15 protein-coding genes and 1 tRNA gene are annotated in these 12,577 nt (G+C 50.3%); 10 read left to right on the forward strand and 6 right to left on the reverse strand.

Features of this window, described 5'->3' with window-relative positions:
* The 5 genes from LC073_RS09745 to LC073_RS09765 form a co-directional block, all read left to right on the forward strand.
* Window positions 1-1,065 (forward strand): host specificity factor TipJ family phage tail protein (locus tag LC073_RS09745; protein ID WP_226646532.1); only part of this gene is annotated, 1,065 nt, incomplete at its 5' end.
* A 408-nt stretch (window positions 1,066-1,473) separates the two neighbouring features.
* A complete protein-coding gene (locus LC073_RS09750; RefSeq protein WP_226646533.1) occupies window positions 1,474-1,836 on the forward strand; it encodes a hypothetical protein in 363 nt (120 codons plus the stop codon).
* 37 nt (window positions 1,837-1,873) lie between these two features.
* A complete protein-coding gene (locus LC073_RS09755) occupies window positions 1,874-3,040 on the forward strand; it encodes a hypothetical protein (protein WP_226646535.1) in 1,167 nt (388 codons plus the stop codon).
* A 306-nt stretch (window positions 3,041-3,346) separates the two neighbouring features.
* A complete protein-coding gene (locus tag LC073_RS09760) occupies window positions 3,347-3,754 on the forward strand; it encodes a GNAT family N-acetyltransferase (RefSeq protein WP_226646537.1) in 408 nt (135 codons plus the stop codon).
* 100 nt (window positions 3,755-3,854) lie between these two features.
* Window positions 3,855-4,358, forward strand: a complete 504-nt coding sequence (locus LC073_RS09765) for an HNH endonuclease family protein (RefSeq protein ID WP_226646539.1) — start codon at window positions 3,855-3,857, stop codon at window positions 4,356-4,358.
* Window positions 4,359-4,419: 61 nt separating this feature from the next.
* Here the strand turns inward: LC073_RS09765 and LC073_RS09770 are convergent, their stop codons facing one another.
* The 4 genes from LC073_RS09770 to LC073_RS09785 all read right to left on the reverse strand — a co-directional run bounded on the left by LC073_RS09770 (window position 4,420) and on the right by LC073_RS09785 (window position 5,613).
* Window positions 4,420-4,716 (reverse strand): hypothetical protein, encoded by a 297-nt coding sequence (locus tag LC073_RS09770; protein WP_226646540.1) that lies wholly within the window; start codon window positions 4,714-4,716, stop codon window positions 4,420-4,422.
* Window positions 4,710-4,985 (reverse strand): hypothetical protein, encoded by a 276-nt coding sequence (locus LC073_RS09775; RefSeq protein WP_226646542.1) that lies wholly within the window; start codon window positions 4,983-4,985, stop codon window positions 4,710-4,712. Before LC073_RS09775 ends, LC073_RS09770 begins: the two co-directional genes overlap by 7 nt.
* A 17-nt stretch (window positions 4,986-5,002) precedes the next feature.
* Entirely contained in the window at window positions 5,003-5,212 is a 210-nt protein-coding gene (locus LC073_RS09780; RefSeq protein WP_226646544.1) for a hypothetical protein, read from the reverse strand.
* 173 nt (window positions 5,213-5,385) lie between these two features.
* Window positions 5,386-5,613 (reverse strand): hypothetical protein, encoded by a 228-nt coding sequence (locus LC073_RS09785; protein ID WP_226646546.1) that lies wholly within the window; start codon window positions 5,611-5,613, stop codon window positions 5,386-5,388.
* Between the two features lie 360 nt (window positions 5,614-5,973).
* On the opposite strand from LC073_RS09785, the gene LC073_RS09790 reads away from it, so the two are divergent.
* The 3 genes from LC073_RS09790 (at window position 5,974) to LC073_RS09800 (ending at window position 7,517) form a co-directional block, all read left to right on the forward strand.
* Window positions 5,974-6,183, forward strand: a complete 210-nt coding sequence (locus tag LC073_RS09790) for a hypothetical protein (RefSeq protein WP_226646855.1) — start codon at window positions 5,974-5,976, stop codon at window positions 6,181-6,183.
* Window positions 6,184-6,299: 116 nt separating this feature from the next.
* Window positions 6,300-7,034 carry an SOS response-associated peptidase family protein gene (locus LC073_RS09795; protein WP_226646548.1) on the forward strand — a complete coding sequence of 245 codons (735 nt, stop codon included), beginning with the start codon at window positions 6,300-6,302 and terminating at the stop codon, window positions 7,032-7,034.
* Window positions 7,035-7,127: 93 nt separating this feature from the next.
* Entirely contained in the window at window positions 7,128-7,517 is a 390-nt protein-coding gene (locus LC073_RS09800; protein ID WP_226646550.1) for a LexA family protein, read from the forward strand.
* Window positions 7,518-7,626: 109 nt separating this feature from the next.
* Here the strand turns inward: LC073_RS09800 and LC073_RS09805 are convergent.
* A tRNA-Ser gene (locus LC073_RS09805) sits at window positions 7,627-7,714 on the reverse strand.
* Window positions 7,715-7,881: 167 nt separating this feature from the next.
* Window positions 7,882-10,779, reverse strand: coding sequence for a ribonuclease E (gene rne, locus LC073_RS09810; RefSeq protein WP_226646552.1), 2,898 nt, complete (start codon window positions 10,777-10,779; stop codon window positions 7,882-7,884).
* Between rne and LC073_RS09815 the strand changes: the two genes are divergently transcribed.
* Both LC073_RS09815 and rluC read left to right on the forward strand, forming a co-directional pair.
* Window positions 10,778-11,023, forward strand: a complete 246-nt coding sequence (locus tag LC073_RS09815) for a hypothetical protein (protein ID WP_226646554.1) — start codon at window positions 10,778-10,780, stop codon at window positions 11,021-11,023. The genes rne and LC073_RS09815 overlap by 2 nt on opposite strands.
* 539 nt (window positions 11,024-11,562) lie before the next feature.
* Window positions 11,563-12,570: a 23S rRNA pseudouridine(955/2504/2580) synthase RluC gene (gene rluC, locus LC073_RS09820; RefSeq protein WP_226646556.1), complete on the forward strand. Its 1,008-nt coding sequence runs from the start codon at window positions 11,563-11,565 to the stop codon at window positions 12,568-12,570.
* Window positions 12,571-12,577 lie beyond the last annotated feature (7 nt).

The raw sequence follows: 12,577 nt of genomic DNA on the forward strand, positions 1-12,577 counted from the left end.
GTTAAAATCCGTGGCACCAATGCCCTGGCCGGCAGTGCAGAGAATAAATTCAATCTCATCGCAACCCGCAAACTTCCCGTCTATGAAAATGGCAGCTGGTCCGCGCCTCAACCCACTGAAGATATAGCCCCGTTCTTTGCCTATGTGATCAAGAGCGTCGGCCATACCGATCACCAGATCGGCCTGGAGGAAATGGAGGAACTCCATACGCTGTGGAGCGCGCGCGGTGATAACTTCTCGGCGGTGTTCGATAACAAAACCACCTTGTTCGAGGCCCTGAAAAAAGTCCTCGCCGTGGGCTATGCAGAGCCCACCCTGGACTATGGACAAATTATCCCGGTACGTGACGGACCGCGCACGGCGTTTGAACACATGTATCAGCCCGATAATATGGTCGGCGAGCTGGAAAGGGATATAAAGCTGTTTGATCCCGACGAGCCGGACGGCATCGAGGTGGAATACTTCGACCCGCAAACCTGGAAACCGGCCACAGTGCTCTGCACCTTGCCAGGAGACCTGGGCCAAGCGCCGAAAAAAGTTAGGGCCTTCGGCATCACCGATAAAACCAAAGCCTGGCGTTTCGGCATGCGCCAGCGACGCATCCAGAGATACCGCCGCATCCGTTACAGTTTCAAGACCGAAATGGATGGCCTCAACAGCCGCTATCTGAGCTACTGCGCCCTCGCCGATGATATCCCCGGCTATTCACAGACGGGCAGGGTGCTGGCAGTTAACGGCCGGCTCATCACCCTGGATGCGGAACTGGAATGGGGCACAGGTACGCATTTCCTCGCCCTGCGCAAACCAGATGGCACCCTGTCTGGGCTCTATACAGCTACAGCAACCGACAGTGCCAACGTCGTAACGATAGATTCCAATCTGGATTTTACCCCGGTACTGGATGGCAGCATGGAGCCACCGCTGTATATGTTCGGCGAGGCCGAGCGCTGGAGCCACCCGGCACTCATCACCGATATTAAACCCAGTGGCACCGAGCGGGTGGGTATGACGGCGGTCAATTACGATGAGCGGGTTTATGCGGATGATGATAATGGACCATTTTAATGGTTAATTAATTTTCACTTTTTGTATGACAATTTTGTGGGAGATAAATGGTCTCTGTAGTGAGTTTTAGGAAGCAGGTAAGGTGTTAATTTTTGAGAGATGTTCAATTTCTGCATTTGTGTTAAAGCAACTTTAATGGGCTAATTCTCGGCTTGTAACGTAATAACTTTTTAGAAGTTCTGCCTCCTTATTTTACGAGCTGCCTCTATTTATATTAATTCGAATATTGGTGAATAAGATATAGTTCGCTATTGGTTTCAGGTGAAATCAAAAAATATGCTTTTTAATGTGAAAACTGTGGTAAATCTTTAGGAGGTTGAATAAGATGACTGCTCGAAAACAAAAGCAGACAAAGGTTGTGTCTGTACTCTTTATGATTAGCGTGCCATCTGAAAGGAATGTTAAATTATGGGTATTCTAAATAAAATTTTCATCGTGGTGTTTGTAGCTACTTTTTCATTAAGCGCGACAGCAAATTGGGAAAAAGATTATGTACTTTGCGGCGAGCAAGTAACAATCAATGAGATTATGATTGGTGATGTAAATCGTGATAACGGTAAGGATGGCGGTAATGCTATTTATATAGCAACATCGGATCATCCAGGCGGAATTGCAGTCAATGATCATATGAATCTTGATGATGGTCAGAAAGGCGTCGCCTTTGTTGCGCTTATGCAAACTGCGATGGTGATGGGGTACAAGGTAAATTTACTCGATCATCATGGTGAGGGTTGCAAAAGTTTTTCTGAGTTAATTGTCACCAAGTCTTAATTTTTTTAGAAGGTGCCTGAGCATAAGGATAGTGTCGATGAGAATGGTTTATGGGGTTACTGCTGTTTTTTTAATTATTGCGTCGGCACCACCTGCTCTGTCTACGCCCTCAATTAATCCTGTTTTTTATTATAAGGTAGAGAAGAGCACGAATACTTTTGCAGTATACGGTGATATGCCTTACATGACCGCAAAAAGAGAGATCAATGGAGAGTTGTTGACAGATAAAGAGGTTCTCGATCGATACATTGTACCAAAAATCCGATTAAAAAAAGATGATATTCGTTTCGTGGTACATGTAGGTGATTACGGTAGGCCGGGGGATACTTGTAAATGGGGCTCGAAACGTAGCCAAGCTATTGACTTCTCCGATTATTTTCGATGGCAAAACATTGGTTTTTTCTTTACTCCAGGCGATAACGACTGGACGGACTGTAATGAAGAACGTTTTAAAGACACAGATGTGACAGGGTATAACCTTGACCCTCTGAATAACTTGAAAGAAATAAGGGAGTGGTTTTTTGAGGCGGCAGCGCGAGATGTTAGTACTTCCAATAAGGACTATAAAAGGGCGCAATTTAAAATTGCCGATGTAAGCTTTCCGCTGAATCAGTCTCATTATCCAGAGAACCAGATGTGGCAATATGGTGATATGCTTTTTGTCACTATTCATGTTGTTGGTTCGGAGAACGGAAAGCAAACTCGTGATAATGTCTCTGCAAGAGTAACTTCTAATGAAAACTGGATAGACAAAGCTGTGGATAGGGTCAAGTCAAAGAATGAGCTGAGTGGTTTAGCTATTATTACGCATGTTGATCCATTTGGTGATCCATATAAGTCGCCGTGGGGCGATAAAGATCACAAGTCAGAATTTTCTGAGTATACACGCTGTGCGTTTAGTGAAGACTATAATTGGTTGTGTAAAAAACTCACAGATTCGGCAAAAAAATTAAGGAATTTAGGTCATACTAGAGATAAACCCGTGCTATTTATACATGGGGATACTTACCCACATTGCCTCGATAAGCCTTTTCCTCTGCAAGAAAACCTTTGGCGACTCAATGCAGCTGGCGATTTTGATACACTTGATGCTGATGTGGTTTCCTTTAATCGGTATTATACTCCGAGACCGTTTAAAGCTTATACAATAGTTGATGGTCAAAAAGTACCAGACGTATGTGAGTATAAGCCTAAGTCTAATTAATTATTTAGTTGGCTATTGTTTATCACTATTTCTGGAAGTTCATTATTGAGAGGCGCGGCGCACGGCTCTTAGTGAGGAAATAAAAAATCTCAGGGAGTAGCACGAGGTTTTGTATCTCACAGGGTGCGGTTGCGCAGCTTTTTTTCCTGTGCTTGGGATTCTGATTTTTTCAGTTTGATTCATCGTTTCTCTATATCCTGTTAACTCTGAGAAATAAGGTAGAATGGGCATTGATTGCCGAGAAAATATTATATATTTATGGTGATAGTTAGTATAAGTCTAAGATAGCGTAAGGAGAGTGAGCCAATGCTAAAGCAGAGTTTGTTAACCGGGGGAACATTGGAAGATAATCCGCCTGCTAACTGGCTAAAGAAACAGATAAAAATAACACAGGATGGGGGTTATCATTTCTACGCTTCAGTGCCTGGCCATTCACATGTCTATGGCACTTTGGATTTATACCTTGATTATAGAGGGGATCTTTGGATCAATCATATAGATGTTCAACAAGCGGCGCGACGTTGTGGGGTAGGGTCAAAGCTGGTTTTGGCTGCTATCAAAAAATATGGAAAGGTTTATGCATCTCGTTCTGGACAGGATGCTGAAGTAGATGATGATGATACGAGACACTTGTCCCATGAAGGTGCAGCGCTAGTAAACCATTTAATCGCGAGGGGGGCTATGAAAGAAACTTGGTTGAGGTATGTCAGCTAATTCTGGATATATGTTATTCAACCTTATATTTTTACATCCTCGTATTTGATTGCCTCCTGTCATCAGGTACGATCCCTCAAAACAACAATGAGGGGTCGTCATGCGCCTTTTGCTGCCTATTCTCCTATCTGCCGCCCTGGCTGGCTGTCTTGAAGTCGAAGCCAAAGAAGAGCGCGGCTATGACCGCCATGAGTGGCTACCGAAGTGGTCTGACTCTGACGGCGATTGCCAGAGCACCCGTCACGAACTGCTAGTTCAATACTCCCTGGCCCCAGTAAGCTTTACCAATGAGAAAGCATGCACGGTAGATACTGGCCTGTGGCTGGACCCATACACCGGCAACTTCTATACCCTGGCAACCGACCTGGATGTTGAACACATCGTCCCACTTTCGTGGGCCCATAAGCACGGTGGTGCCAATTGGACCCGCGAGCAGCGCCGTGCTTTTGCCGAAGACCCAGCGAACCTGTGGCTGGTGGATGACGGCCACAACCAGAGCAAGGGTGAAAAAGGCCCCGATGAATGGTTACCTCCATACCAGCCCGCCCGCACCATTTATGCCCAACAGTTTCAGCTCATTGCCGAGAAGTATGGGTTGATGTGATTGGGTGTGCCCCCGCATACGCGGGGTTGAACCGCCGACTTTTAGTGCCAATGGGGGCTGCTCAAAACATGTCGTTGAACTTAACCATGCCAATATTCTCAATCGTTATCTCTTTTGCATAACGCTTTAGAGCCTCATCCGTTAAACGGTCTTCTTCCTCGCTCAGCTCGACCATCTCACGCCTGGCTTCTTCTATGGCTTCCTCCAACGTGTTCCCTGTCATTGAGCCGCTTATAAGCGCGTTGATTTCTTGCGCTGTCATTTCAGCAATAAACTCTACGCCCATTCGAGACAGGTAAAATTTAGCGACATCATCGGGAAGTTCATCAATTCTGTCTTCATAAAATCTTACTAACATAGCGCGGACTCCCTAATGGTTTTGCCCAACTCTTTGAGAAAGAGCTGCATCTGCGGCAGTTTTTGAGGTTCATAGCGGCTCATACCCCAACCTATGCCGCCTTCCACATCGATCTTGATCCCGTGTGGCAAGGTATCTTTAACAGCTTTGTGCATCTCCTTTGCTTGAATACTATAAAGAGCATCTTTTAGCCTTATTTGTCTCTCATCAAGCCCTTCCGTAAGAAGATAAAAGCCAAAGAAATCAACACCGCGTAAATCGCCCAGCATCTCAACTGCTCTAAGGCCTATTGCTCTTGCGAGCCCTCGTCCAGAGACCGAAACGCCGGTCTTGGATGAATCCATGCTGCCAGTGGAATCTTCAACTTGAGTCCAACGGCGTGCCCGTTCATATTTTTGACTTGGTGAAAGCTGAGTTTTATGTTGTATTTTCTACCACCGTAAAGCAATACATCCGTGCGCTCATCTTTCTCAGTCAAGGCGGGGTGTCCAGCCATAAAGTGATCCTTCATTTTATTGCTTATTGGTGACACGTATTTTGTCATATCAGTCTACCGAGGGCACTTAGAGTTTCTCCCCGGTGATGTACTTGAAGAGTGGATTGTGGATCTTGCCGATGGCTGGAGAGGCAACAACGACTTTTCGGTTTGGCTAAACGAGCTGGGCTGACTCAACTCCTACTTTTCCAAAGCTGGTAGCTGCTCTCAATCACTCGGTGAATATGCCTGCGGAACCCCTGCGGTAGCTTCGAATACAGCTGCGCAATCAACGGCAGGAAGGGTAACTGTGCAAGGTGATGCAGGTTCTCGGCCCCGTACACTTCCACCAAAGTAATCTCTACCGTCTCGTACCAGTCCGGCATCAGCTCCGCCGGCACCTTCTGGCGGCCTGCTTCCATTTTCGAAATCTGTGAAGGTGCTAGCCCCAGCCTCTTACCTAGCTGCGCCCCCATCATCCTCTTTCCTTGCTTAGCGCAGGCGCCTCTCTAGTGTGCCTGGCTCTAACATCCAGCCGTTGCCGTAACCTCATGTAATAACAAGGTTTCGATAATCGAAATTTAGCCGCATTTTGCATTGCTAGATTGAAAATAATCCAGAATATTCATTTATAAACTGTAATTTTGTTAGAAGTGTTTCGGTGTTTGTCGCCAAAACCCCAAATAAATCACTGAAGGAATTCAGGACGACAGGCCGCCGTCGCTCGGAGGCCCCAGCGGCGGTGAGGGTTTTGAAGTTCCTACAGGAGGTAGACCGTGCCAATGACTGCTCATATTCAACAGCTTCATCATATTGATAGCCTCTGTTCCGGCATGGAGTGGGTCACGGCCTGCCCGGATCTAGGCGCGCGTGATGTGTTGCTACGGATAATCGGCGAGGAGGTGGGCGCAATTGTTCGCGGTGTAGTTCATGCGGTTGAGACTAAAACTGTCGGCAGTAATCCCCCGGGGGAGGAATCAGCACTCAGATAGCTTTCCACTGGAAGTCAGATACGGCTCCAACCACTTGTTATGATTGCCTATATGCCAACTAGTCCAGTTGGGTTTCAATTGAGCGTGGCCCTGGTCACGCTGCTTGGAGGGCTCTTATGTGTTACTCCTTCGCGGTTCCTAAGGATAAGTCGCTGTCATTGCTTCCGATCGAGTTCAACAATGACACTTCGGCTTGGCAACAATTGCGTCTAGATCAGGAGTGGGAGACTTCTTCTGGTAAAGCAGAGGTTCAGCATGTCCTTGGCTTAAAGGGGCAGCCCCGTGTGAGCCAATTCCGTCTCGCAAAGCCTGGTGAGCGCGTATATCCCCGATATTTTGCGCCGGGTATCGTGAGTGATGGGGGGCAGAACTGGTTGCGTCCACTGCGTTATTCCATACGGCCAGCAAGGTCGGCTGTGGATTTAGCGACCCGCTATAGCCTATATAACGCTCGATTAGATAGGTTGCTGGAGGCAAAGACCTGGCGGCCTTTGGTTGGTCACCAGCATGGCATATTGCCGTTTAGCAGTTTCTTTGAGTGGGTAGAGCGCAAAGGGAAGAGGGCTCAAGTTCAATTTACCCCAGAGAGTAGGGAGCTGATGTGGGCGCCTATCCTCTGGGACTACTGGGAGTCTGTCGGTGGAGAGGTTGGTTACTATTCATGCACCTTGATTACCGATGACCCGGCTCCGGAGGTTAAGGCGGCCGGCCACGATAGAAGCCCGATCTTTCTTGCTGCAGATGATATGCAGACCTGGCTAGACGCGAAATCTCACTCGGCTCCAGAGTGGCAGGAGTTTTTGAGGGGGCACCGTGAGCCAGTGACGTATCAAGCCTCTATGGCTGCATGAGTATGGTGGGCTAGCTGGTCAGTTAATGCTCTTGCCTGTTCGCTAATACTACTCAATAGCTGTATAAACATACAGCTATTGAGTATCCCCCAAATGGCATTTGCTTCTCTATACAGCCACGGCGTCAGCTGTGGCTTTCCTTCACCTGCAGACGATTTTAAGGAAGCTGCACTCAGCCTTGATGACCATCTGATCACCAGATCGGCCTCAACCTACATGGTTCGTGCCAATGGCGATTCGATGGTGAATGCCGGCATCCACGATGGTGACCTGTTGATCGTCGATCGCTCCCTAACGCCTGTGCATGGCGATGTGATTGTTGTGGCACTGGACGGCCAGCTCACTTGTAAAATCTTGGACCGACGTCGGGGAAGATTGCTTCCGGCTAACTCTAACTATCCAGCAATCCCCATATGGGAGGGACAAGAATTGATAGTGGAGGGGGTGGTTAAGGCATCAGTGAGGTATCACAGGGGTGACTAATAGTAGACGTCGAGTGAAGCGCTTCAAAAATTAAGTGGGGGAACAAGTGGGGGAATGCAAAGAGCAGAAACAAAAAAGCCCTGAAAAATCAGGGCTTTATGTTTAAAAATGGCGGTGGGGCAGGGATTCGAACCCTGGGACCTGTTACAGTCAACGGTTTTCAAGACCGCCGCTTTCGACCACTCAGCCACCCCACCAAATTGTGCTGCGCATTATACATAGCTTCGTGCTACATACAACCGTCTTTGTGAAATTTTTTAATAAGTTCAATAGGTTAGGTGATTTATTGACCAACCTGACTGGATTCTTCAGGCATAAAAAAGCCCCCAGCAGCCACGCTGCTGGGGGCTTTGCATGTCGCTATTTAGCCAGCTTCTGCTGAGTTGCGGTCAGCACCAGCTTGTGTTTGCGCTATACGACGGGCCATACGCGGGTCGTTGGCCGGGCGCGATAGGGCACGTGGGCTGTGCTCAATGGCCGCTGGTTGAGCGGTGTCCAGTGGTTGCTGAGAGCCTATTTCGCGGTGCTCAGTCACGATAGCCAGCTCAAGCAATGGCTTGGGATTGATGCGCGGGTCATTGCCTGCGCGGCCCAGAGTTGCCGGTGTGCTGATCTCCTCGGAAGCTATAGCCTCTTCGGCCATTATTTCTTCTCTGGTGATAGTGTCACTTTGCTTTTCTGCCGCTTTAGCGGCTTCGCTGGCTTCCTGTAGGGCTGTCTCCTCAGCATCTTCCTGCTCTACAGTGGCTTCTTCGGCACTGGAGGCAGTCTTACTGTTTGCCTGTGTCTCGGTGGTAGCTGCTGCTTGAGCAACTTCCTTGGTTACTGCGGGCTTACTTGCTGATGCGGCAGTGGTCGGCTCTGCTTTTGAGCGGGCCTCTTCAGTTGGTTTTGCTTCCTCTTGGTTCACAGTGGTCTCCGGCGCAACGGTAGTTTGCGCGGGGGTTTTCTCTGTGGGCTTAGATTCAGCTGCCTGAGTGGGCTCAGGTGCCTTCTGCTCATTGGGCTTCGGCGCGTTGCTTACAGGGGTGTCGCTGGAGCTTTTGGCCGTGGTATCCATGGATTTTCTGGCTTCGCTTTCTGCTTCGTCAATGGCTTCATTGACTTCGCAGTTCAGCTCTTCCTGGCTTTGGGCTACGGCTGTGGCGGCAGTATTTTCTTCACGACGACCGCGGCGACGAGCTTGCGGGCGGCCGCGAACATTACTGGGGCGACGTGACGGGCGCTGCTGATCAGTGCTTTCCTCTACCTCAGAAGTGTTTTCACGGATGTTGCTTTCGGAGATATTGCCGAGGCTCTCATCTTTGCGGCGATTGTCCCCACTGCGACGGCGACGGCGACGACGCTGTCCTTCACCGCGATCCGCTCCGCTGTCTCTCTCATCGAAAGGCTTTGCGGTCTGTTTGGTCTCTCGCTGTTCTTCGCTCTTGGCGTCTTCACGGCGATCGTCTCTACGGCGGGTCTGGCGCTCACCGCGGTTGCCTCGGTTGCCACTGCGTTGATTGCGATTACGGTTGCGATTGCGCTGGTAATCTTTGCCGCGACTCTGCGATTTTTGATGCTTTTTGGGCTCTTCTTCTTTGCTGGTGAAAAGCTCCGCAATAGCGCTTATCAGGCGACTAAATAGGCCTGGCTCTGGTTTTTTCTCTGGAGTCGGTGCCGGTGCGGTGTGCTCAAGCGGTTGAACAGCAGGTTGCGCCGGTGGGCGCTTCGGCTGCTCTTCTTTTTTGGTGACGGCTTCTTCTACGCTTCCTGAAATTTTATAGGAAGTTTCCAGGGTAGAAGTGTCGTCATCGCGCAGGCGCTGTACTTCAAAGTGTGGTGTTTCAATCTCCGCGTTAGGTACGACTACTACACGGGTATTGTTGCGCGCTTCAATCTGGGAAATAGTCTTACGCTTCTCGTTTAGAAGGTAAGTGGCGACATTCACCGGGGTGATTGCTCGGATCTCTGCGCTGCGCTCTTTCTTGGCCTCTTCTTCGACTAGGCGCAGGATAGAGAGAGCCAGGGATTTGGTGCCGCGAATGGTGCCCTGGCCGCTACAGCGGGGGCAGACGCGAAAGGTGGTTTCCCCGAGAGATGGGCGCAGGCGCTGACGTGACATTTCCAGCAGGCCGAAGCGGGAGATGCGGCCAACTTGTACGCGGGCGCGGTCCATGCTGAGAGCTTTCTCCATGCGCTTCTCGACTTCACGCTGGTTGGATTTGCTCTGCATGTCGATAAAGTCGATCACGACCAGGCCACCCATATCACGCAGGCGCAGTTGGCGAGCAATCTCGTCGGCAGCCTCCAGGTTGATATTGCGTGCGGTCTCCTCGATGTCGCCACCTTTGGTCGCGCGGGAGGAGTTGATGTCGATAGATACTAACGCTTCGGTAACATCGATAACGATGGAGCCACCGGAGGGTAGTTTCACTTCTCGTTCAAAAGCGGTCTCAATCTGGCTTTCAATTTGGTAACGGTTGAAGAGCGGAATGGTGTCTTCGTAGAGCTTTACCTTATGGGCGTAGTGGGGCATTACCTGGCGGGCAAATTCTGCTACGAGCTCATATGCTTTTGGGTCATCAACAATGACTTCGCCGATGTCGTCACGCATGTAGTCGCGTATTGCTCGGATTATGACGTCACTTTCCTGAAAGAGGAATTTTGGTGCGCTGTATTTATTTGCGGCATCCGTTATTGAGTCCCATAGCTTGAGTAGATAGTTGAGATCCCACTGCAGCTCTTCACCACTGCGACCAACTCCGGCAGTGCGCACGATAATGCCCATGCCGGAGGGAACATCTACGCTTGCCAGGGCATCACGCAGTTCGGATCGTTCATCACCCTCAATACGGCGTGAGATACCGCCGGCACGGGGATTATTTGGCATCAGTACCAGGTAGCGCCCGGCGAGGCTGATAAAGGTGGTAAGGGCTGCGCCCTTGTTGCCACGCTCTTCTTTGTCAACCTGAACGATTACTTCCATTCCTTCTTTGACGACATCTTTAATCTTGATGCGGCCTTCGATGTCTTTGGGTTGCTTGAGGAAGTATTCGCGGGAAATTTCTTTCAGGGGAAGGAAGCCGTGGCGCTCTTCGCCATAGTCGACAAATGCGGCTTCAAGCGAGGGTTCTACACGGGTAATTTTACCTTTGTAGATGTTGGCTTTTTTCTGTTGGCGGGTGCGATTTTCAATATCCAAGTCATAGAGCCACTGGCCATCCACCAGGGCTACACGCAACTCCTCGGGTTGGGTTGCGTTAATCAGCATTCTCTTCATGCGTGTCGATTTCCTTGCGTTGCGCAAAGGTTTGACACCGCTAATTGCAGGCTTGCTTGTTGGCCGCCAAGAGGAGAGGACCTGGTGGCGGGGCAGGGAAATGGGAGAGGCTGTCTATTCCGCAAATTCAGTCTACGCGGCTTTTCGAGACGAGCGTTCGCCCAATATTTTCACTGCAAAAACTCCGGATATACGCTGCTTTGGTGTTATCCGTTGGCACTTATCAGCACCTTTCTTCCTTTAGTACCTTATGTTTAGTACTGCCCTATACCAGGGCCGTGGGTTTCCAAGGCCGGGTTGGGCGCCACCCTTCGGTCAGTTTCAAATTAGGTGGCAAGGTTTGCGTCATTATTACTGGCTCTGCAGTTCGGCTTTTGGCCTGTACCTTTCTTCATTTTGTTGACCAGGTCATTGGAAGCATTTGTACCCTGGTTGCCAGTTCGGTCGCTGGCATTATCTGCAGAACGGGACGCAAATTTTGAGTCGTCCTTTCAAGCGCTGCGGGTCGCGGCCCGTCTTACCTTCGCGATTGTTACCCACTTAACTGTGGGCTGTTGTGCCGGTGAGGCCCCCTTGAGATTCTCATTTTGGGGAGCGCTCATCTGCTAAGTTTTTATCAATAACGCGGGTATACCCGCGCACTGGCCGAACAGCGGTATTTTCTCTGAAACCATGGCTATCTCTTCATGTGGGAAGCCGCCAGTGGCCGAAAACCAGCCGAATTCAGGCCGGCCGAATATAGCACGGGCAGGGAGGTGCTTCAATTGTCCCTGCGGTGGCGCTATGATGCGCGTCATGCGAAGTACACCTCCCCCTAAAACGGCTGCGGCCGACACTCCCTCTGATACCTGGAATCCCTCTGGCGGCGTGCAGTTATTAACTGTGCCCGAGGAGCTGGCTGGTCAGAGGATTGATAATTTCCTGCAGGCGCGCCTAAAAGGCGTGCCCCGTTCACGCGTCTACCGAATCCTGCGCAAGGGTGAGGTAAGGGTAAATAAAGGACGGGTCAAGGCAGAATACAAGCTGGCGGCGGGCGATATAGTGCGTGTGCCGCCAATCCGTGCGGCAGAGCAGGCCCCGGCCCCCCTTGCTGGAGAGCAGCTGTGCCAGCTGGTACGAGACTCCATACTTTATGATGACAATGGCCTGCTTGTGATCAATAAGCCTGCGGGCCTTGCCGTTCACGGCGGCAGCGGTGTCCGGCTTGGCTTGATTGAGGTGCTCAGGCAGATGTATCCGCAGAGCCCATTTATTGAGTTGGTACACCGTCTTGATCGGGATACCAGTGGTGCAATCATGGTGGCTCGCAAGCGTGCTGTTTTGCAGCATGTTCAGTCGGAGCTGAGAGGTGGCCGAATTGGAAAGTCTTATTTGGCGCTGGCGGTGGGTAAGTGGCCCAGAGGTAGAAAGGTTGTTGAGGCTCCTCTGCGGAAGAATACCCTCAAAAGTGGCGAGCGGATGGTTTCGGTACACCAGGATGGGAAAGCTTCCGAGACGCGTTTCCAGGTGCTGGAGCGTTTCAAGGCGGCAACACTACTGGCGGCAGAGCCGGTAACCGGCCGCACCCACCAGATTCGCGTGCATGCTCAGTTTGTCGGTTGCCCCTTGGCGGGGGATAGCAAGTACACCAGTGACGAGGATAACCGCGCGTTTCGCGAGCGAGGATTAAAACGTCTTTTCCTGCACTCTGCTTCGGTGCGATGTACCCTGCCTGACGGTAGCGCTGTGCATGTTGAAGCGCCTCTGCCCTCTGAAATGCAGGTACTGTTGAAGAAATTGCGGGATGGATAAGGCGGTT

Source organism: Microbulbifer variabilis (assembly GCF_020524905.1).
GTDB lineage: Bacteria > Pseudomonadota > Gammaproteobacteria > Pseudomonadales > Cellvibrionaceae > Microbulbifer > Microbulbifer variabilis_A.